General features: G+C 38.4%; 23 protein-coding genes. 21 read left to right on the top strand and 2 right to left on the bottom strand.

The window, feature by feature from the left end; translation table 11 throughout:
* The first annotated feature begins 15 nt into the window (after positions 1–15).
* The 5 genes from hrcA to lepA all read left to right on the top strand — a co-directional run bounded on the left by hrcA (position 16) and on the right by lepA (position 6819).
* Positions 16–1050, top strand: coding sequence for a heat-inducible transcriptional repressor HrcA (hrcA, locus tag IV36_RS04845; protein WP_056991063.1), 1035 nt, complete (start codon positions 16–18; stop codon positions 1048–1050).
* 15 nt (positions 1051–1065) lie between these two features.
* Positions 1066–1716: a nucleotide exchange factor GrpE gene (grpE, locus tag IV36_RS04840; RefSeq protein WP_056991062.1), complete on the top strand. Its 651-nt coding sequence runs from the start codon at positions 1066–1068 to the stop codon at positions 1714–1716.
* A gap of 31 nt (positions 1717–1747) precedes the next feature.
* Positions 1748–3595, top strand: coding sequence for a molecular chaperone DnaK (dnaK, locus tag IV36_RS04835; protein WP_056991061.1), 1848 nt, complete (start codon positions 1748–1750; stop codon positions 3593–3595).
* A gap of 110 nt (positions 3596–3705) precedes the next feature.
* Positions 3706–4848, top strand: coding sequence for a molecular chaperone DnaJ (gene dnaJ, locus IV36_RS04830; protein ID WP_056991060.1), 1143 nt, complete (start codon positions 3706–3708; stop codon positions 4846–4848).
* Between the two features lie 147 nt (positions 4849–4995).
* Entirely contained in the window at positions 4996–6819 is a 1824-nt protein-coding gene (lepA, locus tag IV36_RS04825) for a translation elongation factor 4 (RefSeq protein ID WP_056991059.1), read from the top strand.
* A 504-nt stretch (positions 6820–7323) separates the two neighbouring features.
* Here lepA and IV36_RS04815 read toward each other — a convergent pair.
* Positions 7324–8283: a nucleoside hydrolase gene (locus IV36_RS04815; protein WP_056991057.1), complete on the bottom strand. Its 960-nt coding sequence runs from the start codon at positions 8281–8283 to the stop codon at positions 7324–7326.
* 197 nt (positions 8284–8480) lie between these two features.
* On the opposite strand from IV36_RS04815, the gene IV36_RS04810 reads away from it, so the two are divergent.
* The 15 genes from IV36_RS04810 to IV36_RS04740 all read left to right on the top strand — a co-directional run bounded on the left by IV36_RS04810 (position 8481) and on the right by IV36_RS04740 (position 23207).
* On the top strand, positions 8481–9080 hold the full coding sequence (locus tag IV36_RS04810; RefSeq protein ID WP_056991109.1) for a TetR/AcrR family transcriptional regulator: 600 nt from the start codon (positions 8481–8483) through the stop codon (positions 9078–9080).
* Positions 9081–9327: 247 nt separating this feature from the next.
* A complete protein-coding gene (locus IV36_RS04805) occupies positions 9328–9825 on the top strand; it encodes a DUF3013 family protein (RefSeq protein ID WP_056991056.1) in 498 nt (165 codons plus the stop codon).
* 41 nt (positions 9826–9866) lie between these two features.
* Positions 9867–10763: a 50S ribosomal protein L11 methyltransferase gene (gene prmA, locus IV36_RS04800; RefSeq protein ID WP_056991055.1), complete on the top strand. Its 897-nt coding sequence runs from the start codon at positions 9867–9869 to the stop codon at positions 10761–10763.
* Positions 10764–10766: 3 nt separating this feature from the next.
* Entirely contained in the window at positions 10767–11525 is a 759-nt protein-coding gene (locus IV36_RS04795; RefSeq protein ID WP_056991054.1) for a 16S rRNA (uracil(1498)-N(3))-methyltransferase, read from the top strand.
* Between the two features lie 34 nt (positions 11526–11559).
* The gene (locus IV36_RS04790) at positions 11560–11886 is read left to right on the top strand and encodes a hypothetical protein (protein ID WP_056991053.1); all 327 of its coding nucleotides are present in this window, start codon (positions 11560–11562) and stop codon (positions 11884–11886) included.
* A 147-nt stretch (positions 11887–12033) separates the two neighbouring features.
* Positions 12034–14259 carry a RelA/SpoT family protein gene (locus IV36_RS04785; protein ID WP_056991052.1) on the top strand — a complete coding sequence of 742 codons (2226 nt, stop codon included), beginning with the start codon at positions 12034–12036 and terminating at the stop codon, positions 14257–14259.
* Between the two features lie 15 nt (positions 14260–14274).
* Complete coding sequence (dtd, locus tag IV36_RS04780; RefSeq protein ID WP_056991051.1) at positions 14275–14724, top strand: D-aminoacyl-tRNA deacylase; 450 nt, start codon at positions 14275–14277, stop codon at positions 14722–14724.
* A gap of 12 nt (positions 14725–14736) precedes the next feature.
* Positions 14737–15681 carry an alpha/beta hydrolase gene (locus IV36_RS04775; RefSeq protein ID WP_056991050.1) on the top strand — a complete coding sequence of 315 codons (945 nt, stop codon included), beginning with the start codon at positions 14737–14739 and terminating at the stop codon, positions 15679–15681.
* A 17-nt stretch (positions 15682–15698) separates the two neighbouring features.
* Positions 15699–16313, top strand: coding sequence for an HAD-IA family hydrolase (locus IV36_RS04770; RefSeq protein ID WP_056991049.1), 615 nt, complete (start codon positions 15699–15701; stop codon positions 16311–16313).
* Between the two features lie 143 nt (positions 16314–16456).
* Positions 16457–17314 (top strand): N-acetylmuramoyl-L-alanine amidase family protein, encoded by an 858-nt coding sequence (locus IV36_RS04765; protein ID WP_056991048.1) that lies wholly within the window; start codon positions 16457–16459, stop codon positions 17312–17314.
* A 303-nt stretch (positions 17315–17617) separates the two neighbouring features.
* Entirely contained in the window at positions 17618–18919 is a 1302-nt protein-coding gene (gene hisS / locus IV36_RS04760; RefSeq protein ID WP_056991047.1) for a histidine--tRNA ligase, read from the top strand.
* Between the two features lie 9 nt (positions 18920–18928).
* Positions 18929–20689 (top strand): aspartate--tRNA ligase, encoded by a 1761-nt coding sequence (aspS, locus tag IV36_RS04755; protein ID WP_056991046.1) that lies wholly within the window; start codon positions 18929–18931, stop codon positions 20687–20689.
* Between the two features lie 168 nt (positions 20690–20857).
* Positions 20858–21376: a peptide-methionine (S)-S-oxide reductase MsrA gene (msrA, locus tag IV36_RS04750; RefSeq protein ID WP_056991045.1), complete on the top strand. Its 519-nt coding sequence runs from the start codon at positions 20858–20860 to the stop codon at positions 21374–21376.
* Between the two features lie 33 nt (positions 21377–21409).
* A complete protein-coding gene (locus IV36_RS04745) occupies positions 21410–22285 on the top strand; it encodes a YitT family protein (protein WP_056991044.1) in 876 nt (291 codons plus the stop codon).
* A gap of 19 nt (positions 22286–22304) precedes the next feature.
* A complete protein-coding gene (locus tag IV36_RS04740) occupies positions 22305–23207 on the top strand; it encodes a deoxyribonuclease IV (protein WP_056991043.1) in 903 nt (300 codons plus the stop codon).
* A 260-nt stretch (positions 23208–23467) separates the two neighbouring features.
* On the opposite strand, the gene IV36_RS04735 is transcribed toward IV36_RS04740, so the two are convergent.
* Positions 23468–24277 (bottom strand): pyruvate, water dikinase regulatory protein, encoded by an 810-nt coding sequence (locus IV36_RS04735; protein ID WP_056991042.1) that lies wholly within the window; start codon positions 24275–24277, stop codon positions 23468–23470.
* Positions 24278–24496: 219 nt separating this feature from the next.
* Between IV36_RS04735 and rpsU the strand changes: the two genes are divergently transcribed.
* The gene (rpsU, locus tag IV36_RS04730) at positions 24497–24682 is read left to right on the top strand and encodes a 30S ribosomal protein S21 (RefSeq protein ID WP_003690207.1); all 186 of its coding nucleotides are present in this window, start codon (positions 24497–24499) and stop codon (positions 24680–24682) included.
* The last annotated feature ends 3 nt before the right edge of the window (positions 24683–24685 follow it).

Genomic DNA, 24685 nt, shown 5'->3' with positions numbered 1-24685 from the left:
ATCGAGGTGATTGAAATGCTTACTGAGAGACAATTGTTAATTCTTGAGGCAATAATTCAGGATTACACGACTGTTGGAAGACCTGTTGGTTCGAAGTCCTTAGGTGAACAGTTACCGATGCAAGTCAGTTCTGCGACTATTCGTAACGAGATGGTGGCACTGGAGCACTTAGGATTTATTAACAAGGAACATTCTTCTTCGGGCAGGGTACCAACTTTGAAGGGTTATCGTTACTATATTGATAATCTTGTTAAGCCTGATGCTGTTAATCAAGAACAACTAGAGGATATCCGTTCGTCATTCGGCAATAATTTCTACAAAATTGATGAGATTGTTGCTGAGTCCGCGAAAATACTCTCTGATATGACCAACTATACTGCGATTGCTTTTAAGCCCGAGGCAAAAAATATTAAGTTTCAAGGCTTCAAAGTTCTTCCGCTTGGTAACCAACAGCTGATGATGATGTTGGTCACTAGTGACGGAAACGTTGAAAGTCAACTCTTTAATGTTCCTAGAGGATTGGGTGGCGATGAAATCGAAGCAGTGATTCGTGTGGTCAATGATAGAATTGTTGGATTGCCTCTTGATCAAGTGATTGAAAGACTGCATGAGACAATTCCTCTATTGTTGCATTATGTTCAAAGGCCTGTGGGGTTTCTTGATATTTTCGGGAATATCCTAGAGCGATCGGCACGTGAGCAATTTTTTGTGAGTGGCAAGTTGAACTTACTGAATTTTGTTGGTGAGGCAGATGTTAGTCAGATTAAAGAACTTTATTCTCTGATTGAACATTCTGAGGATATCAATAATCTGATTGGTGATTCAACAGGTACAATTCAAGTGAAAATAGGAGATGAGCTAACTAATAGTTCGTTAAGTAATTATAGCTTGATTTCAACCACTTATGATGTAGCACAGCATGGACAAGGATTGATTGCTCTGCTTGGTCCGACAAATATGCCATATTCAAAGATGATTGGTTTGGTTCAGACATTCCAAGAAGAATTGGCACGTAAATTATTAGATTACTATAGTTTTTATGATGATTAGAAAAGGGGTGTCTGTTTGTCAGAACAAAAGGGAAGCGAAGAAAAACAAACTCTGAAGACTAACGAAGAAGTTTCAGAAGAACCTGTCAAAAACAAAACGACTCCTGAAGTTGATGAGAAGAAAGCAACTGCAGAAGTTGATGAAAAAGAAGTAAAGGAAGAATCTTCTGAAGAACCTGCTACTGATGATGAAGATTCTGAAAAAGATGAATTAAAACAAAAAGTAGCAGAACTTCAAAAAAAGTGTAATGACTTTGAAGATAAGTATTTGAGAGCTGAGGCTGAAATGGCTAATATGCATACAAGATTCAAAAAAGAGCAGGAAAAGTTATTGCGTTATGACGGTCAGAGTCTTGCTAAGGATGTTCTTCCAGTCATTGATAACTTAAATCGTGCATTGCAAATTGAAGTCACTGATGATGCTTCTAAGCAGTTAAAAAGAGGCATTGAACTTGTCTTCAATGATATGGAAAAGGCATTGAAGGCAAATAATGTGACAAAAATCGAAGCACTTGGACACGTCTTTGATCCAACGCTTCATCAAGCTGTCAAATCTATTCCGGCTGAAAAGGGCCAGAAAGCTGAGACTGTTATTGAAGTATTCCAAGATGGCTATATGTTGAAGGATCGTGTATTACGACCTGCAATGGTAGTCGTTGCACAATAAAATTAAAAATTTTTGAAAGAGGTTGAAATTAATGTCGAAGATTATTGGTATTGATTTAGGAACAACTAACTCAGCAGTTGCTGTTCTTGAAGGTAAAGAAGCTAAGATTATTACTAACCCTGAAGGAAATCGTACAACTCCATCAGTTGTATCTTTTAAGAATGGTGAGACTCAGGTTGGGGAAGTTGCAAAGAGACAAGCAATTACGAATCCTGATACGATTGCATCTATCAAGCGTCACATGGGTGAGGCTGGGTATAAAGTAAAGGTTCAAGACAAAGAATATACACCACAAGAAATTTCAGCAATGATTTTGCAGTATATCAAGGATTATGCAGAATCATACCTTGGTGAAGATGTTACACAAGCAGTTATTACCGTACCTGCTTACTTTAACGATAGTCAACGTCAAGCTACAAAAGATGCTGGTAAAATTGCTGGTTTAAAAGTTGAACGTATTGTCAACGAACCAACGGCTGCTGCCTTAGCATATGGTCTTGATAAGACTGATAAAGATGAAAAGATCTTGGTATTTGACCTTGGTGGTGGTACTTTTGATGTTTCTATCCTTGAATTGGGTGATGGAGTATTCGAAGTACTTTCAACAAATGGTGATACATTCCTTGGTGGGGATGATTTTGATAACAAGATTATGGAATGGTTGATTTCTGAATTCAAGAAGGAAAATGGAATTGATCTTTCAAAAGACAAGATGGCTATGCAGCGTTTGAAGGATGCAGCTGAAAAGGCTAAGAAGGATCTTTCAGGTATTACAAGTGCACAAATCAGCCTACCATTTATTACGGCTGGTGAGAATGGCCCACTTCATTTGGAAAAGACTTTGACTCGTGCACAATTTGATAACTTAACATCTGACTTAGTTGATCGAACAAAGATTCCAGTACGCAATGCTTTAAAAGATGCTGGACTTTCAATGAGTGATATTGACGAAGTTATCTTAGTAGGTGGTTCTACACGTATTCCAGCTGTTCAAGCTGCAGTTGAAGCTGAAACAGGCAAGAAACCTAACCAATCAGTTAACCCTGATGAAGCAGTTGCTTTAGGTGCTGCTATTCAAGGTGGTGTTATTACTGGTGATGTTAAGGATGTTGTTTTGCTTGATGTTACACCATTATCACTTGGTATTGAGACAATGGGTGGAGTATTCACAAAGCTGATTGATCGTAACACAACAATTCCAACGAGCAAATCGCAAGTGTTCTCAACTGCTGCAGATAATCAACCTGCTGTTGATATTCATGTCTTGCAAGGTGAACGTCCAATGGCCGCAGATAATAAGACACTTGGTCGTTTCCAATTAACAGATATTCCAGCTGCTCCTCGTGGAATTCCACAGATCGAAGTTAAATTCGATATTGATAAGAATGGGATTGTAAATGTATCTGCTAAAGATTTGGGAACAAATAAAGAGCAAAAGATTACTATTAAGAGTTCATCCGGACTTTCAGACGATGAAATTGATCGTATGGTTAAGGAAGCTCAAGAGAACGAAGAAGCAGATAAGAAACGCAAGGACGAGGTTGACTTGAAGAATGAAGTTGATCAATTACTCTTCACAACTGACAAGACATTATCAGAAATTAAAGACAAGGTTTCTGAGGATGAAATCAAGAAGGCTGAAGAAGCACGTGATGCTTTGAAGAAGGCTCAAGACGAAAATAATGTTGAGGAAATGAAGACTAAGAAGGATGATTTGACGAAGATTGTTCAAGATTTATCAGTTAAACTATATCAACAAGCTCAAGAAGCTCAGTCGCAAGCCGGTGGAGATTCTGCAGCTGCTGATAAGGGTGATAAGACTAATGACGATACAGTTGAAGGTGACTTCAAGGAAGTTGATCCCGACGACAAGAAGTAGTCGCTAGCTGATAAGAAGTCAAAGACCATGTTTGGACTTTGGCTTTTTATTTAGCTATTACTATGTTACGCTAGGCTAAACAAACATCTTATTTATGATGGAGGGTAAAAATGGCAGAAATCAGAAATCCGTATGAGGTTTTGGGTGTATCCAAAGATGCCTCTGCCGCTGATATTAAGAAAGCTTATCGTAAGCTATCTAAGAAGTATCATCCAGACTTGAACAAAGAACCAGGTGCAGAAGAGAAATTCAAAGAGATTAATGAAGCGTATGAAATTCTTAGTGATCCTCAAAAGAAAGCCCAATTTGATCAGTATGGTTCGACTGGTGGTCAACAAGGTTTTGGCGGATTCTCAGGACAAAACGGTGGATTTAGTGGTGGATTCGGCGACTTTGGTGGCGGCGGATTTGAGGATATTTTCAGTTCCTTCTTTGGCGGCGGTGGTTCTGCATCACGCAATCCCAACGCTCCAAGGCAAGGACGTGATCTACAATACGAGATGGATTTGACTTTCGAAGAGGCAATCTTTGGTAAGAAGACAAGTATTCAATATACTAGGGAAGCTCTTTGCAAGACATGTGGTGGAAGTGGTGCTAAACCTGGAACTACCCCAGAAAATTGTTCTCACTGTGGTGGTAGTGGTGTAGTTCGTGTTAAGAGGTCAACACCGCTTGGACAAGTTGTCACGCAGCAAGAATGTGATGTGTGCCATGGTACAGGTAAGATCATCAAAGATAAGTGTGAGACTTGTCATGGTGACGGTCACGTTCATGAAAGACATGAGGTTGAAGTTTCAATTCCAGCAGGAGTTGAGGATGGGAACCAGATGCGTCTGCAAGGACAAGGTGAAGCCGGTGAGAACGGCGGACCTTATGGTGATTTATATGTTATCTTCAATGTTGCTCCAAGCAAAATCTTTAAGCGAGATGGAGCTAATATCTTCTTTGAAATGCCAATTAGTTTTGTTCAGGCAGCACTTGGAGATGAAGTTACGGTCAAAACTGTTCATGGTGACGTAAAGATGAAGGTTCCAGCTGGAACTCAATCAGGAACGGTCTTTAGGCTGCGCGGTAAAGGGGCACCATATCTTCGTGGCAACGGTAATGGTGATCAGCAAGTTACTGTTAAGATTCGAACTCCAAAGGGTTTGAACCAGAAACAAAAAGAAGCGTTGCGTGCTTTTGCTGAAGCCAGCGGAGAAAAAACACAAAACGAATCAATTTTTGATAGGTTAAAGAAACACAAGAAATAAAATAAATATAGTCTAGCTTGATTTTTAGTATTACTAAATTAAGCTAGGCTTTATTTGTATGTAATTTCTTGGTGCGTTGTATTTAGTATGGCGGCTTGCTATAATTGAATCTAAGAACATTTCGAGTAAGAAAGTAGGAATTAATGCATGGATGTTGAATTATTAAAGGAGCGCCAAAAAAGAATTCGCAATTTCTCAATTGTAGCGCATATCGATCACGGTAAATCTACTTTAGCAGATCGAATTTTAGAATTAACCGAGACGGTATCAAAAAGAGAAATGCAGGCACAGCTTCTTGATTCCATGGAACTAGAACGCGAACGCGGAATTACAATCAAATTGAACGCTGTAGAACTTAATTATCATGCAAAGGATGGTGAAACATATATCTTCCATTTGATTGATACCCCAGGTCATGTGGACTTCTCATATGAGGTTTCGAGAAGTCTTGCTGCGTGTGAAGGTGCGGTTTTAGTTGTTGATGCTGCACAAGGTGTTGAAGCTCAGACACTGGCCAATGTTTATTTGGCTTTAGATGATGATCTAGAAATTGTGCCCGTGATTAACAAGATTGACTTACCTTCTGCGCAGCCTGAAGTGGTTCGGCAAGAGATTGAAGATGTGATTGGTCTCGATGCATCAGAGGCGGTTTTAGCGAGTGCAAAGCAGGGAATTGGAATTGAAGAAATGCTTGAAAAAATTGTTCATGACATTCCTGCTCCAGAGGGTAACAATGATGGTCCATTGAAGGCGTTGATTTTTGATTCTGTATATGACGATTATCGTGGAGTTGTTTTGAGTATCCGTGTCTTTGAAGGGACTGTTAAAGCAGGTGACCGGATTCGTTTGATGAATGGTCAAACGGAATATGAGGTCGTTGAAGTGGGAGTCAATTCGCCTAAGCCGATTAAGAGGGACCTATTGATGGCAGGTGATGTTGGGTATTTGACTGCAAGTATCAAGGACATTCAAGATACGCGTGTAGGTGATACAGTAACTAGTGCGGACAACCCAGCAGAAAAGGCGTTAGAAGGTTATCGTGAGATGAATCCGATGGTCTATTCTGGGCTTTATCCGACTGATAACGCTAAGTACAATGATCTAAGAGAAGCGCTTGAAAAGTTACAATTGAATGATGCAGCATTGGAGTTTGAACCCGAGACTTCAACAGCATTAGGTTTTGGATTTCGCTGTGGCTTTTTAGGGCTTTTGCATATGGATGTGGTCCAAGAAAGACTTGAACGCGAGTTTAATATGGATTTGATCACAACTGCTCCATCTGTAACCTATGATGTTGAGTTAACTGATGGAAGTCATAAAACTGTTTCTAATCCTGCGGAAATGCCAGAAGCGACTGCGATAAAGGCAATTAATGAACCATTTGTGAAGGCAACAATTATGGTTCCCAATGATTATGTAGGGTCTGTTATGGAGCTTTGTCAGGCAAAGCGGGGGAAGTTTGTGACGATGGAATATCTTGATGATTATCGCGTGAATGTAATCTATGAGATGCCACTTTCAGAAATAATCTTTGATTTCTTTGATAAGCTGAAGTCTAGTACAAAGGGATATGCTTCTCTTGACTATGACTTAGATGGTGCCCGCGCGGGTGACTTGGTGAAGATTGATATTTTATTGAACGGTGACAAGGTTGATGCACTCAGCTTTATTGCCCATCGCGAGTTCGCACCACAAAGAGCACGTGTGATTACGAGCAAATTAAAGGAAATAATTCCACGGCAAAATTTTGAGATTCCAATTCAAGCTGCAATTGGAGCGAAAATTATAGCTAGGACAAATATTAAGGCATACCGTAAGGATGTTACGGCTAGAATCCATACAGGTGATCCGGATCGACGCGCTAAGCTATTGGATAAGCAAAAGCGTGGTAAAAAACGGATGAAATCAGTTGGGACCGTCGAAGTACCACAAGAAGCATTTATGGCAGTTCTAAAAACAAATGAGGAATAATATACCTTATGTCATTAAGGTACCGATGGATGAATGAAAAAAAATAAGTCAGGTCAAGAGCTAACTTTTGACCTGACTCATTTTTGTGAACAATAAAATAGTACTAGAGCAATCAACTTATTTCTTTTCAATAAACCTAAACAATTCTAGAAAATGAACAGGCTTGAAAATCCAGTTACGCAAATACCGATTAGCAGTACAATCAGACTTGACCAAATTTTGCCTGCCCTAAACTTGAAATTAGCAAATGGCATAAGAATGGTTATACATCCTGTGATGAAAAAGAGAAGGTATATCTGTTTAAGTGGAAGAAAGATTTCGACTAGGAACAAGCTGATCAATAATATTAGAACCCTTGAATTTCGATACCAGGCAATTCTTCCAAAGAAGACGCGAAAATAAGAAAAAGACTCATCTTTTTCCATCGAGATATATTTGAGTATCAACAAAATTATCCAGAAGATATACAGTCCTAAAGCAACTTTTGTCATTTTATCACCTCAATTAGTGTTTCTCGAATAATGTTGTTAGCCGCTCCATAAATTTTGTAACGAAACGCTCAACATCGACATTAACAGCTGCTTGTGTTGTTGTCGCAGGCAAGTTCAAACGAGTTTCATCCCCAATTGTACGCCCTTCATAAGGCTTTGTGGTATCTACTTTCATATTTAAGTAAATTGTCTCAAGGAGTTTTGGCTCAAGTGCAGCTGCCACAGCAAGAGGATCGTGAAGAGCGCATCCGTTTAGATGAGGGTTTGTTTCTTTATAAGCATCAATATAGTAATCAACTAGATCAGCATAAACATCCCCAGATTTTGTCTTAAGATTACGCCAAATCGCAGTTTCTTTATTAGTTAAGAGTGTTCGAGTAGTAACATCTAAACCGACCATTGTTAAGGGAATATCGGATTGGAATACATCATTTGCTGCCTCTGGATCTTGATGAATATTTGCCTCTGAAACCGGACTAACATTGCCAGGAACTGTTAGTGCTCCGCCCATCAGCGTGACATGACCAATTAATTTTGTAATTGTAGGATCCTTCTTAATTGCAGCAGCCAGATTAGTAAGTGGACCAGTTGGAACTAGCAGCAGGTCCTTTTGGTATTTGTGGACAGCATCAATTAGGAAATCGACACCAGACTGTCTTTCGACCTTTGTCGAGGCACGATCAATTTTCAAGTTTGCTACACCGTTGTTTCCATGAATTCGAGCACTAACTGGTTGCACAGTGAAGCTTGAAGTAGTTGACGAATGTGAGAGTCCTGCATAGACGGGAACATCACTAGCTCCAAGCAATGAAAGCAAGTCAAGACTATTTTGCGTTCCTTGCTCAATGAGAACATTTCCGTAAGAACCGATGATTCCAATTAAATCACAGTCCTGATCTGCTAGTGCATATGCCAATGCTAGTGCATCATCAATACCTGTATCTAAGTCCAATATCATTTTATATTTAGCCATTTGCTGCCTCCAGAATTTCAAATATGTATTTGTTATTTACCCATATCTTACCAAATAATAGTAAAAGTGACTAGATGTCCGGTTGTTGAATAAAGATAAAGATAATTGAAACTAAAAGTTTATTGCGGTATACTTATAGTGATAATAAGTATACTTAGAGTTACCTTTTATAAAATATGAGTGTAGGTGTGATGACTTTGGGGCAAATTGAACGGCGATTTGAAATTCGTGAATTAAAAAAACAAGACTTGTTAGATGCTGCTGAAAACAAGTTCTTTAAAAAAGGTTTTGAGGCAACTAGCATTGCTGAAATTGCCAAGGAAGCAGAATTTAGTAAGAAGACGCTTTATACCTACTTCGATAGTAAGAATCAGATATATTTTGAAATAATGTTGCGTGGGTACAAACAACTGTTAGAATTGATACAGCTTCAACTGCAAGAAAGTCATCCTTTAAATTCTACACAACAATTTACAGTCTTTTGGAAGGTATTTGAGAATTTTTTGAACACCTACGAGGGTTATTTGAATGCAATTATTTTTTTTGAAATTCACAACGGACAGGTGCAGGATAGTTACAAGATTTCTGAATACGAACAATTAAAAAAAGAATTGACTGATAGTCTGTTGGAGTTTTTTGAAAGTAAGAACGATGTAGTTAGAATAAAAAGCGATTTAATATGGCAGTTCACTTTAGGAACAGCACAGAAGGCACTTGGCAACCCCGAAAAGAGCCAACTGATATTGCAGAGTGGCTATAAGCTGTTATCTAGCATGATAAGTGCAGAATTAAGTTAAAAAAAGTTTAAATAAGGTTAAATGAGGAAATATATGAATAAATATGTTGTCACAAACAAGATGAAATATTACTATTAATTATAGTAATAACTTTTCAACTATTTATTGAGGTTGGGTCATAAGTCAAAGTTTTCTGTTTAACTTTAAATTACTCATGATGAAGTTGCATTATGTCCGTAATTTTAGGTTAGTACTTGAATTTTACCAGCCTATGGCACACTCTCAACTTGATAAGGATGGTGAAGTGATGAAACAAAGTCTAAATGAGTTTTTGACTACAGGTTTGGCTAATCTAGGATTCGATGGGGGTTTAGACTTACTTTGGGACAAAGATGGTCATACTTTTACAGTTGACATCACTTTTAGTATTGAACAAAAGGGACAGCATTTCTTATTGGACATGACCGGTGACAGCTCTAAAGAAAATCCGATAGAATTTGTGGACACAATTCTTATATATGACGGTACAAAGCAAAATTTTAAACCGGCTTGGAGTGACGACTTCTTGGCTTGTATAGCGTATAATGGCAAATCTGGTTGGGAGAGAGCCCGAGGAGTAGCCTTTTTGGAGTACTTGAAAGTAATATTGTTATCTGGGCGCGAAAATTTGCAGCATTTTCTGAGTAATAGTGACCAGTTGGATTTTTTACTGAATTTTGAATTAAAGTGGTCAGAAGAAACCTTTGAGCAATTGGTCAGAGAGAAACAAAAAAGTATATCTGGTACACTACCTTATGAAGTTTAAGAGATAAGTATAAGAGATAAAATCGGTTTGGAGGATTTCATTTGCGCTGGGGTAAATTGACGATCAAGGCTAATAATGAATTGCAGGCACCACTTGAGAATATCTTTTTAGATTTAGAAGCACAGGGAATTGAGAAGGACGATGACGATTTTTTGACAGGCCGGAGTCATTCCATTATTATCAGCGGCTTCTTTGAGTTACAGCAAAATATCAATGACAAAGTTGACCTTATTAAGACACGTATTACCAAGCTTAAGGAGTATGGCTTTGATACTGAAGGTGTTTCTATCAAGTATGGTATCATAGACGATCAAACCTGGAAAAATGAGTGGGAGAAGTATTATCACGCACAAAGAATTACTCGTTTTTTGACAGTTGTTCCTTTTTGGGAGGAATACAAGAAACACCAAAATTCGGAAATTGTCATTAGGTTGGATCCGCAGCAAGCATTTGGAACTGGGACACATCCGACGACAGTTCTTGCTTTGCGTGCACTAGAGGACCATATACGTGGAAATGAAGTTGTTTTTGATGTTGGCACTGGCACTGGAATATTAAGTATTGCTGCAAGTTTACTGGGTGTTAAGAGTGTCTATGCTTGTGATGTCGAAGATGAAGCAATCATATCTGCAAGGAAAAATTTAGAATTAAATAAAGATATTGATAATGTTAAGCTGGAATTGAATAGTTTATTGGATGGATCAAAGGGACAAGCAGACCTTATACTCGCCAATATTTTACCGGAGGTGCAGACATTATTGCTACCACAGGTAATGGAACATTTGAGACCACAGGGCAAACTTATCATGGCGGGAATCATTGTTGAAAAGGAAGAGGAAATGGTTGCAAAGGTTCGAGCAACGGGATTAAAGATTATTGAGACTTTGAGCGATGGAAAATGGATCGCGATTATTGCTCAAAAAGATTTGGAGGATTGAGAAATGCAGCGTTATTTCATTGATAAGTCCGAGATAGCTGATGAATTAGTCCTACCAGCAGAAATCTATCATCATGCAATTAGGGTTATGAGATTGCATGTGGATAGCCGTTTTGAACTTGTTTTGAAGACCCAAAAGGTAGCATTGATGAGAATAATACAAGTTACTAAAGAAGAGGCAAGAGCTGTTCTGATCAATTGGATTGAAACTAAGGTTGAATTGCCTGTTCATGTGACAATTGCCTGTGCATTATCCAAAAGTGATAAAGCCGAGTGGATTGTGCAAAAGGGAACTGAACTTGGTGCCAGTGAATTTATTTTTTTTGCTGGAGAATTCTCTGTTGCAAAATGGGACCAAAAAAAAGTGACGAAAAAAGTAGAACGTTTGAGTAAAGTTGCTCTGAATGCTGCTCAACAGTCTCATAGAACCAAGGTTCCTACTGTTCAATACAATCAAAGTCTGACTACAATTGAACTGTCAGGTTTTGATTATAAATTAGTTGCTTATGAGGAGTCAGCAAAAAAAGGTGAAAAAAGTAACTTATTTGAATTAACTGAATCGATGAAAAGGGAAATCACAGACTTAAAAAGGCCTGAATTACTCGCCATTTTTGGACCAGAGGGTGGAATATCACCCGGGGAAGTGGATTATATGGGAAAAAACAATTTTGTTTTTGCAGGATTAGGTCCAAGGATTATGCGTGCTGAGACGGCTCCTTTGTATCTGCTCTCGGCACTTTCATTCGCAATAGAATTAGGGTAGAATATAGACAATTATAATTAAGTGAGGATTTAAAATGACTTCGAAAAATATATTTTCATTAACAACATTATGGTATCTAGCATTTGCAACTGCGGTAGCAATTGTCGTTCCAATTATCTTTAGTTTTATTAACCTAACAGATGTTCAACAATATACTTTTGCATTTTTTGGAATCAACGTAGTGTTTACGATCATATCTGGACTGATTGTGGGTATTAGGAAACAGCCATTTATCTATTTGTTCTTTTTTCCAATTTTATATCTTATTGGGGTTAGGTTATTTTTTGAGAGTTTTGCATATTATATTGCCATTGTTTATCTCTTAATCGGTTTCTTAACGTATGGTGCAGTTAAGGATTAGTTTAAAAAGTATTATGGCAGAATTGGCTTTTGAGGAAAATGTGTTTGAGAGGGATGAAAACTTTTATCACATTTCTTTTTATATTTGCAGAGTTTTAGCGGAATTGGAGAAAAAGAGGAAGATTAGCTGATTTTGGGAGTGGACATTATGGAAAAAGAAACTAACTGGAGTGCGGATGATGTAATCAGAGGTGTCCAGAAATATATGAATGAAAAGCATGTAGCATTAGTGAAGAAGGCGTATGACTTTGCTAATTATGTGCATAAAGATCAACATCGTCAGTCAGGTGAGCCATACATTATTCATCCGATACAGGTTGCGGGAATACTTGTGGACTTGAAAATGGATCCGGCGACAGTTTGTGCTGGTTTTCTTCATGATGTCGTCGAAGATACACCAGTCACTTTGGGAGATCTAGCTGAATTATTCGGTAAGGATGTCGAAATAATTGTTGATGGGGTTACTAAGCTTAGTAAGATTCAATATAAATCACATCAGCAGCAATTAGCTGAGAATCACCGTAAATTATTATTAGCAATGTCCAAAGACTTAAGAGTTATTATCGTGAAGCTTGCTGATCGTTTGCATAACATGCGGACCTTGTCTCATTTGCGTCCTGACAAGCAACGCAGAATTGCTAATGAAACACTTGAGATTTATGCTCCACTTGCTGATCGTTTAGGTATCAGCACGATCAAGTGGGAGTTAGAGGACGTTTCTTTGCGTTATCTCAATCCACAGCAATACTATCGAATTGTGCATCTAATGAATTCGAAGAGAACAGAGAGAGTTCAGTATATCGATAAAGCAATTGTTGATATCAAGAAATCAATTGTGGACTTAAATGTTGATTGCGAAATTTATGGGCGCCCAAAGCATATCTATTCAATTTACCGTAAAATGAAGGATCAGCACAAACAATTTAGTCAGATTTATGATTTGTTGGCTGTTAGGGTTATCGTACATTCTATCAAGGATTGTTACGCGGTTTTAGGAGCAATTCATACTCAGTGGAAACCCATGCCAGGGCGCTTTAAAGACTATATAGCAATGCCAAAAGCAAATATGTATCAATCGCTCCATACAACTGTGATTGGTCCGAAAGGTCAACCTTTTGAAGTGCAGATCAGAACTTCTGAAATGCACCGGGTTGCTGAATATGGTATTGCTGCTCATTGGGCATATAAAGAAGGCAAGACTGAGGCAGTTGCCAATGATGATACTGGAACAAAACTTAATTGGTTTAAAGAAATAATTGAATTGCAGGATGAAAGCAGTGATGCTGCTGAATTTGTTGAGAGTGTCAAAGGCGATTTATTTGGAGATCGTGTTTACGTATTTACTCCTAAAGGTGATGTATTTGAGTTGCCTAAGGGTGCAGGCCCGCTAGACATGGCTTATTCTATTCACACTGAAATTGGGAATAAGACTGTTGGAACAAAGGTCAATGGGAAGATGGTACCGCTTGATTACCAGGTTAAAAATGGTGATATTGTTGATATTTTGACTTCATCAAACTCTGCAGGCCCTAGTCAAGACTGGTTAAAGCTGGTGCATACAAATAAGGCACGTAACAAGATAAAACGTTTCTTTAAGCAACAGGATCGAGTTGAAAACATCGATAAGGGTAAGGAAATTATTGATGAGAATTTACTAGAAATGGGTTTTGAGCCCAAGGCTGTTTTGACAAATGATAACATTGCAAAGGTTTTGAAGAAACGTAAATTTTCAAGTGCAGATGATTTGTTTGCAGCAATCGGTTTTGGTGAGGTTGCACCACTTGGGGTCATTAACACTCTTACCGAAAAAATTAGGGCTGAACAAGAATCAACCCGTAAGCGGCAAGAAGAAAAGGCTTTGTTGGAAGATCACCAAGAACTTACGAAGGAAAATGGGCAAAGTACACAAAAGCCCAAGAGCGATGAAGGTGTGATAATTGCAGGAGTTGATAACCTATTAGTTAGGTTGAGTCACTGCTGTAATCCGATTCCAGGCGACAAAATCGTAGGCTATATTACAAAGGGACGCGGAGTTTCTGTTCATCGTGTAGACTGTCCAAATGTGAAGAATGCCAAACAGTCTGGAAGCCGCTTTATCGATGTTACTTGGAATATTGTTCCTGATGCCAAAACATTTTATAATGCGGACTTACAAATCCAAGGGTACAACCGTTCAGGCTTACTGAATGATGTTTTACAAGCACTTAATAATAGTACTCGTCAATTGAACTCAGTCAATGGGCGAGTGGATAATAATAAGCTTGCAACGATGGATGTGACTGTCGGAATTCGTGATGGGATTCATTTGCAGAGGGTTATTGATAATATTAAACGTGTTCCAGATGTTTACGTAGTTAAGAGAACAATTCATTAAGGAGAAAGCTAGCAAGTGAGAGTTGTAGTGCAAAGAGTTAGTCAGGCAAGTGTTACAATCAATAATAAAATATATAACAAAATATCTAATGGTTTCTTACTGCTTGTTGGTTTTGAAGAAGGTGATGGGGCTGATGAGATCAAGTACTTAGTTCATAAGATCAGTCAGCTGCGCGTTTTTTCTGATTCTGAAGGTAAAATGAATCTCAGCATCGCTCAGGTCCAAGGGGAGATTTTGTCTATCTCGCAGTTTACCTTATATGCGGCTTTGAAAAAGGGTAACCGACCAAGCTTCACTGCGGCACAGAATCCAGAAGAGGCAAAGAAAAACTATGAGATTTTCAATAAAACCTTGAGTCAAGAAGGGATAGTTGTTAGGGAAGGAGTTTTTGGTGCTGATATGCAAGTGGCACTGACGAATGACGGTCCAGTAACTATCATTTATGATACAGATAATCTCAAGTAGGGGGAGAGTCTATTGCGTCTAATTTCATTGGAAAAAGAAGCTCAAGAGTTCAGCCAAAAAAGGGAAAATGTTTTTGTGCCGACTACTTTTGGGGTTAAAGTAATTCGTGAACGTTTTGAATTAGAGCAAAGGACACAAGTCTATTTGCATGAAGCAATAATTGAAAAAAGGTCTTTGGCAGTAAACGGTTCTGATGATATTCAAGTTCATGTAGTTTTGCCGCCTGATATTGAAAATGAAAAAGTCCCAGTGCTCTTTTATGTTCATGGTGGTCAATTTATTTCAGGCGGTATCGCAACGCACAATAAAATTGTACGAGAACTGGCTTGCCGGGCACATGTTGCAATTATTTTTCCTGAATATTCACTGGCACCTGAAGCAAAGGCACCTACAGCACTTACTGAATTAGAGGAAGTTTACCGACGACTTCCTGAATTGGCAAAACAATTCCCATTGGATTTGTCACGGATAATGTTATCTGGAGATGATTCAGGAGGAACTCTGGCAACCTGTCTGGCTTATCGTGTCCACCAGATTGCAGGGCAAAAAATTTATAAGATTTTGTTGCTTTGCCCAGTAATGAACGCAGCTTTTGATACAAATTCATATCATCAATTCGCTGGCGGTTACGACCTGACTCGTGAACAGATGAAATGGTCGTGGGAGCAATACTTAGCACCTAACACTGATGCACAAGACAGCAGTATTTCTCCTTTGCAGGCTGATTTTGAGACACTTGGTAATTTACCAGAAACATTGATAATTACTGCTGAAGCTGATGTTGTTCGAGATGAGGCAGAAGCATTTGCACGCAAGATGCGTGATGCAGGCGGAGACGTAACACAAATTAGGTTCCAAGGAACCATTCACGAATTTATGGTACATAATGCACTGGATAAGACAAATACATGCCGTCTGGCGATGAATACCGCTGTCGATTGGATTAAGAGAAGGTAGAAAGGTGAAGGTCTACTGTGAAAGATTTTATATGGGATTTTGATGGGACCCTTTATGATACCTATCCAGGGATGGTAGCTTCTTTTGTAGCTGCTTTTGAAGAAAACGGTATTGTTGTTGATGGTCGAGACGTTTATCGGAAAATGCGGAAATATTCGGTTGGCAGGACTTTCAAGGAATATTTTTTGGATATTTCGGAGGAGCTGCAACAAAGAGTTAAGGCAAGTTATCGTATTTGCGAAGACAATGCTTCTAGAAATGCGCAGCCCTTTGCTGATGTCGAAGAGGTGTGTCAAAAAATAACTTCTTCAGGTGGTCGAAACTTCTTATTAACGCACAGGGATAAAAGTTCACTGAAATTATTGAAAAAAGATGGATTATTTTCACTTTTTACTGGTTTTGTAACTTCTGAAGATAGCTTTCCCAGAAAGCCTGATCCAGAGTCCTTGCTACATTTATGTGATCTCTTCTCAATTAATCCAAAAGAAGCGGTTATGATTGGTGATCGGGTACTTGATGTAGAAGCAGGGCATAATGCTGGGATGCAGGGTTATTTATTTGATCCAGATAACTTGATTGATGAATCTGTAGTCTGCGATAAGCGAGTTGTAAGAATCAGTGAGATAATATAACTTTAGGAATTGAGTAATTTAGGTAAAGTTACTCTTTTTTTATTTTTTTGTGCTTGTTTTATGAACGCAGCATTTGAACAGTTTCAAAAAAAGTGAGTATTCTGTTATAATAAAGGGTAATTTTGATTGATGGGGAACTGCTGATGAGAAAGCAAAACAAATCTTTTATATATGAAAATAGAAGCAATTTAATTTTACTGGCAATTGTAGTTGTTCTTGCTCTAATATTGTCTGCTAAAACATTTGAATACCTGCAGCAAGTAACCATTGTGACACCGAAAACAGCCTTGAGAAGTGGACCAGGTATTGAGTATTCGAGTAAGAGTACGCTAAAAAAAGAGCAAAGGGTCACAATAATTCGAAGAAAGTATCACTGGATTTATATCAAAGATGCAAGCAATAAGCTTGGGTGGATTGCTGATTGGAATGTTGCAAAAAAATATCGTAATAAGATAAGCAGCGTTTCAGATGCTACGATTGTAATTGATCCAGGACACGGTGGTGCAGATTCAGGCGCATTGTCCACAACCGGTAAGATGGAGAAGACATACACTTTGAAGGTTGCACGCAAAGTAATCGCAAAACTGCGCGCCAAGGGTGCAAAAGTCTATATGACTAGAGATTCAAATAAATATGTGGGGCTGGCTGCTAGAGCTGAACTCTCAAACAAAGTGCATGCTGATGCTTTCATTAGTTTTCATTTTGATTCCTCACCGGTCGCGAACGATGCTTCAGGAGTTACTACATATTATTACCATCAAAAATTATCTTATCGCTTAGCTAAGACTATAAACTCAGAATTTAATACACTGAGTTTAGACAATCGTGGAATTGATGTAGGTAACTTTCAAGTTATTCGGGACAATGAGTTTCCGGCAATATTGCTAGAAATGGGTTATATTAACAGTGATCGAGATTTTGCACAAATCAAATCCAATTCTTATCAAAATACAATTTCATCAGATGTTGTGACAAGCTTGACAAAGTATTTTGAGAATTAGTTATTTTGACTGCGTATCTTGACTTTATAGTAAAAATAAAGTATGTTTGTAACAGTATATTAGAGCCGAATGGAAGAGGAGTAGCTGAAGATTCTTAAACAGAGAGTGGGCGATTGGTGAGAGCTTCACTAAGATAATCAGCGAAAGACACTTCTTAGGTGTATGCACAAATGCATACCGTTGTGGAACGTTATCCAATGAGTAGCTAGTTAAGGTGGTACCGTGCTGTTTGCACCCTTGTCGAATTTCTTCGGCAAGGTTTTTTTTCGTCAAAATGTAAAAATGATTTAGGAGGAGTAAGTAATGAAATATCAACGTCCAAAGGGTACGACAGATATTATCCCTGGAGAATCTGAAAAATGGCAAAGTGTTGAAGAAAAAGCACGTAAGCTGTTTAACAAATACCGTTATAATGAAATCCGTACACCAATATTTGAAAGTTTTGAAGTCTTTTCTCGCACATCGGGTGAAACTTCGGACATTGTTACAAAGGAAATGTACGATTTCTTTGATAAGGGGGATCGGCACATTACACTGCGCCCCGAAGGAACTGCTGGAGTGGTACGTGCGTACGTTGAAAACAAATTATACGGACCAGAGATTCAAAAGCCATTTAAGACATTCTACATGGGACCAATGTTTCGTTATGAACGTCCACAGGCTGGTAGATTAAGAGAGTTTCATCAAATTGGGGTCGAGGCATTTGGCGTTGATAATCCAGCTTTAGATGTTGAAGTGATGTCAATGGCCGTTGAGCTCTTGCGCAGCTTTGGCTTGAAAAATTTGAAACTTGCAATCAATACATTAGGTGATATTGAATCTCGAACGAATTACCGTAATGCTCTGGTTGAGTATCTTGAACCATTCGAGACACAGTTAAGTGATGATTCAAAAGAACGACTTCACAAGAATCCATTACGTGTTCTTGACAGTAAGGATCAAAATGACCAGAAAATCGTTGCAGATGCACCCGATATTCTTGATTATTTAACACCAGATGCACAGCAGCATTTTGATAAAGTCAAGATGTTGCTTGATACATTAGGAATATCATATGAAATTGATTCAAATATGGTTCGTGGTCTTGATTACTATAATCATACGATTTTTGAAATTATGAGTGACTCGAAAGCCTTTGGCGGCAAATGGACAACAGTATGTGCTGGTGGCCGCTATAATGGCCTTGTTGAGCAATTAGGTGGACCGGAAACACCGGGAATTGGTTTTGGCCTTGGCGTGGAACGCCTATTATTGGTTTTGGATGCGGAAGGAATCAATCTGAAACCCGATAATGGTTTAGATGTTTATATAGTTGGAATTGGAGAGGACACTCTTTCTGGGACAATGAAGCTTGTTCATGCAATTCGTAAAGCAGGCTTTAGTGCGGAACGTGACTACTTGGATCGCAAACCCAAGGGTCAATTCAAAGCAGCTAGTCGTTTGGGTGCCAAGTACACACTTACGGTTGGCGAAGAAGAACTAGCAATGGGCAAGGCAAATTTGAAAGAAATGGCAAGCGGTCAGGAAATTGCAGTCAGTCTTTCAGATATTCAAACAAATTTTGGTGAAGTTATACAAAACTTCAACTCTGCAAAGGGAGAATAGTAAATAACTATGAAAAGAACAGTTTATTGTGGATTAGTAGATGAATCATTTTTGGGTAAAGAAGTTACTTTGAAAGGCTGGGTTCAAAAACGTCGTGACCTTGGTAATTTGATTTTTATTGACCTAAGAGACCGTGAAGGAATCGTTCAATTAGTATTTAGCCAAGCTTTTGACGAGGCTGCCCTTAAGGTAGCCGATGAATTACGCAGCGAATATGTAATCGAAGTTACTGGTAAGGTCGTAAATCGTGCAAAAGATGCAATTAATCCAAAAATGGCGACAGGTAAGTTTGAAGTTGAAATTCATGAGATCAATCTTTTGAATAAGGCAAAGACACCACCATTTTATATTGAAGATGGGATCAATGTTGCAGACGATTTGCGCCTGAAGTATCGCTATCTTGATTTGCGCCGTCCAGAAATGCAGCAGGGGTTGATTCTTCGCAGCAAGATTACGCAATCAATTCATCGCTATCTTGATGAAAATAAATTTATTGATATTGAAACACCATATCTGACAAAATCAACACCTGAAGGAGCACGTGATTACCTCGTACCTTCCCGTGTTTATCCAGGACATTTTTATGCACTTCCACAGTCACCACAGTTATTCAAACAATTATTGATGGGTGCCGGATTTGATCGTTATTACCAAATTGCACGTTGTTTTCGTGATGAAGATCTGCGTGGGGATCGTCAGCCAGAGTTTACTCAGATTGACTTGGAAACTTCATTTATGACGGCTGAAGAAATTCAAGATTTGACAGAAGGCTTATTGAAGCGCGTTATGAAGGATACGCTGGATATTGATATTGAACTTCCTCTTAAGCGGATTACTTGGAATGAAGCAATGGATCGTTTTGGATCAGATAAACCAGATGTACGCTTTGGCATGGAATTGAAAAACATGGCGGATGCAGTCAAGGACGTTGACTTCAAGGTATTTAAAAACACACTTGAAAATGGCGGCCAAGTCAAGGCAATTGCTGTACCAGGTGGAGCAGATAGATACTCTCGCAAAGAACTTGATGCTAAGCAGGACTACATCAAGCGTTTCGGTGCAAAGGGAATGGCATGGTTAAAAGTAACTGAAGATGGTTTTTCTGGACCTATTGCTAAGTTTTTCAATGAAAGTGTCACTACTCTTTGCGAAGCAGCAGAAGCTAAAGTGGGAGACTTAATCTTGTTTGTAGCAGATACTAAGGACGTTGTTGCTGCTTCATTAGGATACTTACGTACAAGTATTGCTAAGGAATTGAACATGATTGACGAAAGTAAGTTTGCCTTCTTATGGGTCGTTGATTGGCCATTATTCGAGTACAGCGAGGACTTCCATAGATACATTGCAGCTCATCATCCATTCACAATGCCTAATGAAGAAGATGTTGCCCTGTTAGAGACTGATCCACATAAGGCACACGCACAGAGTTATGATATTGTGTTGAACGGTTATGAATTAGGCGGTGGTTCAATTCGTATTCATCAACGGGATGTCCAAGAAAAAATGTTTAAAGCTCTAGGATTTACAAAGGAGAAAGCCGAGGAACAGTTTGGTTTCTTCATTGATGCACTTGATTATGGTTTTCCACCTCATGGCGGATTAGCAATTGGCTTAGACCGTTTCGCAATGCTGCTAGCCAAACGTGATAATATTCGTGAAGTTATTGCATTTCCAAAGAATTCTAAAGCATCCGAACCACTTACAAATGCACCAAGCACGGTTGCACCAAAACAATTAGACGAATTACATCTAGAAACAACAGAAGATTAATTATTACTATGGGGCTGTCACAAAAGAATCTTTTTTGTCACAGCTCTTTTTATCAGTAAATTATTTTACAAATTATCTTTTTAAAAGCATAATTAGGAGTACTAACACTTGAAGTATAAAAATAAATAGTCTATTTTATATTTGACATGTTTACTAGGAGGAATTTTAATGAGCGAAAAGATTGATACAGCAATATTTGCTGGCGGTTGTTTCTGGTGTATGGTAAAACCATTTGATGAATATCCTGGAATTATCAAGGTAGTTTCAGGATATACAGGCGGACATGTTCCCAATCCTACTTATGAGCAGGTTTGTTCACATACCACTGGTCACACGGAAGCAGTTGAAATAACTTTTGATCCGACTGTTGTTTCATACGAGAAGTTAGTAGAAATCTATTGGCAGCAGACAGATCCTACAGATGCAATGGGACAATTCCAAGATCGTGGAGATAACTATCGTCCAGTAATATTTACAAAAAATAATGAGCAAAAGAAAATAGCACTTGCTTCACGGGAAAAACTTGCAAAGAGTGGAAAGTATGATAAGCCAATTGTTACGATGATTGAGGATGCCAAGCCATTCTACAAGGCTGAGGAGTACCATCAGGATTTCTATAAGAAAAATCCGGAGCACTTTGCAATGGAAGAAATCGGCAGAATGGAATACAAGAGTCATTTTTCATAAATATTTAATTAAGAGGAGAATTGAGAAAACTAAATGGATGAATTTCAGCGAATATGGAAAAGACACCAATATGTTGCGCGTGCTTCCACAGCATTTATTTATGGGATCTTAGTTTCGATTGCGATGAATTTCTTTTGGACACCTGGTAAGATTTATTCATCTGGTGTTACGGGGTTGGCACAGTTGATTGAGACTCTCACACGTCAATATGGGCCAGTTCATTTATCAACTGCGATACTTCTTTTGCTGTTGAACTTACCACTATTTTTGATTGCTTGGATGAATATTGGACATCGGTTTACTTTTTTTACTTTTTTGGCAGTTGTCTGTTCAAGTATTATGATTAAGTCTCTGAAACCAATTACCTTGACAACGGATCCGATAATTTGTGCAATTTTTGGGGCTGCAATCAATGGATTTGGTACGGGGTTAGCTCTTAAAAATGGTATCTCAACTGGTGGCCTAGACATTATTGGTCTGACTTTACGCAAGAAAACCGGTAAGAGTATTGGAACGATCAACATGATGTTCAATGCGTTTATAGTATTTGCGGCAGGGGCTGTCTATGGCTGGCCATACGCATTCTATTCAGCATTGGGAATCGTAATCAATGCACGTGTTATGGATATGGTTTATACTCGTCAGCAGAAGATGCAGGTGATGATTGTCACTAACAAGCCCAAGAGTGTTGTTGACTGCATTCAGAGTCATATGAGGCGGGGAATTACAATCGTACATGGTGCTGAAGGTGCATATCGACATGATGAAAAATCAATTTTGTTTACTGTTATCTCAAGATATGAACAAGCAGATCTAAAGGCTGCAATGGAAGAATCTGATCCATATGCATTTGTAAGTATTTCTGAAAATGTACAAATAATGGGTCATTTTTATGAACCCGAGCCTTAGATTTAAGAGGAGGATTAGGATGTTAATTGGATCACACGTTGGAATGAAAGGGAAAGAAATGCTTCTTGGATCAGCTAAAGAGGCTGAATCATATGGAGCATCTACCTTCATGATTTATACTGGAGCACCACAAAACACTAGAAGAAAACCTATTTCAGAAATGAATATTGAAGCTGGGCATGAATATATGAAAGAGCATAATTTGAGTAATATTGTCGTTCATGCACCTTATATTATTAATCTTGGTAATACTAAAAAACCCGAGAATTTTGCTTTTGCAGTTGATTTTCTTAGAGCAGAGGTTGAACGTGCTGAGGCACTTGGGGCAACACAAATGACTTTCCACCCAGGGGCACATGTTGGTGCAGGAGCAGATGCCGCAATCGCAAACATTATAAAGGGACTTAATGAAGTCATCACTCCTGAACAAACACTTCAAATTGCAATTGAAACTATGGCTGGTAAGGGAACTGAGGTCGGCAAAACATTTGAAGAAATTGAACAGATGATTTCGGGTGTAACATACAATGAAAAGTTGTCAGTTACTTTTGATACTTGCCATACAAATGATGCGGGATACAATGTCAAGGAAGATTTTGATGGTGTCTTGAATCAGTTTGATAAAATAATTGGGCTTGACCGGTTAAAAGTTGTTCATGTAAATGATTCGAAGAACGAAATGGGAGCACATAAGGATCGTCATGAAAACATTGGATTTGGCACGATTGGTTTTGAAGCATTGAATTATATCGTTCATCATGAAGCACTGGTTAACATACCAAAAATTATGGAGACTCCGTATGTTGGACCCGACAAGAAGAACCAGTATGCTCCATATGGTTTTGAGATTAAAATGTTTGAAAAGCAGACTTTTGATCCTCAAATGCAAGAAAAGGTATTTGCACAAAAGGGGAAACAATAAACAAAGTTGCCATTCCAAAGGTAATGATAAAGTTGAGTGCCACGTGAAGCAAAAAATTTGAGAACTAATGAAAAATGACGAGCATAGCATGTTTTTTGCCGAAAGTAATTCAAATAAGATGGAAGATTTTGACTTGCGAGGTACACTTATATGAAAACAAAAAGGACTGGCTCAAAATCAACTTTTGAACTAGTCCTTTTTGGCAATAAAGAAAGATGTATGCAATTATGCTACTTTTTTTATAATCGGTAAATCGGAAGCTAGCGAGGTAGACTCTCTATAATTAAGGTTGCAGTTTCTTCGATTGACTTATTTGAGACATTGATAATTAGGCAGCCGATCTTCTTATAGAGTTCGTTTGCGTATGACAATTCAGCTTCAATATTTTCCATGTTAGAATAGTTTGTATCTGGATTCAGGCCATATGTAATCATGCGCTCACGGCGGATGTTGTTGAGGACTGTTGGATCATTAGTTAGACCAAAAATTTTTTTTGGATCAACCTTCCAAATTTCGTTAGGAATACCTGCCTTTGGAACAAGTGGAAGATTAGCAACGCGATAATTCTTATTAGCCAAATAAAGTGATAATGGCGTCTTTGATGTTCTAGAAACCCCTAAGAGGACAATATCGGCCTTCTCAAAGCCCGCAGGGTCCTTCCCATCATCATAGGTAACGGCAAATTCCAAAGCCTCGATGCGATTGAAGTAGTTTTTGTTTAACTTATGATTTCTTCCAGATTGATATAAAGGAACCTCACCAGTTTTTGATTCAATCGTATTGATAATCTTTGACATTCCATCCAGCACAAACAGTTTATTTTTTTCACAATAGTCGTTGACATAGGAGGCTAGTCCTTCTCCGACGAGCGTGTGCACAACAAAAGCATCCATCCTTTTTGCTTGCTCAAGGATTCCTGCCAAAAGTGAAGTTGTTTTTATTAATGGAAAACGATGATACTCAAATTCTACATTTGGAAATTGTACAGTAGCGGCTTCGGCCAAATTATTACCAGTTTCACCAAGTGAGTCCGAAATTACAAAAATAGCCATTTTTTTATCTTTTGTCATCATAAATTCCCCTTAAGTTTAATAAATGCTACTATACTTGATTATACATTATGAGTATAATGTACGTAAAGGAAACGATTTCAGTATTTTTTAAGATATTAAATTTGGTGTATTGACGGTTTGTCAACCTTTATGTATAATAGTTAGGAACTGTTATTAAATTTGTGTATTTATACAAGATTAGGCGGTTACTTTAAAGCTCGGAGGGAGGGAAACAATATGTCAAAGACAGTCGTTCGTAAAAACGAATCTCTTGATGATGCTCTTCGTCGCTTCAAACGCACCGTTTCAAAAACAGGTACTTTACAAGAATACCGTAAGCGTGAATTTTACGAGAAGCCAAGTGTGAAACGTAAGAAGAAGTCAGAAGCAGCAAGAAAGCGTAAGAATAAACGTCGTTTCTAATTC

It is taken from the genome of Liquorilactobacillus mali, assembly GCF_001437155.1.
GTDB lineage: Bacteria > Bacillota > Bacilli > Lactobacillales > Lactobacillaceae > Liquorilactobacillus > Liquorilactobacillus mali_A.
The sequence above is the reverse complement of the archived record's forward strand: the minus strand, read 5'-3'. Positions and strand labels throughout refer to the sequence as shown.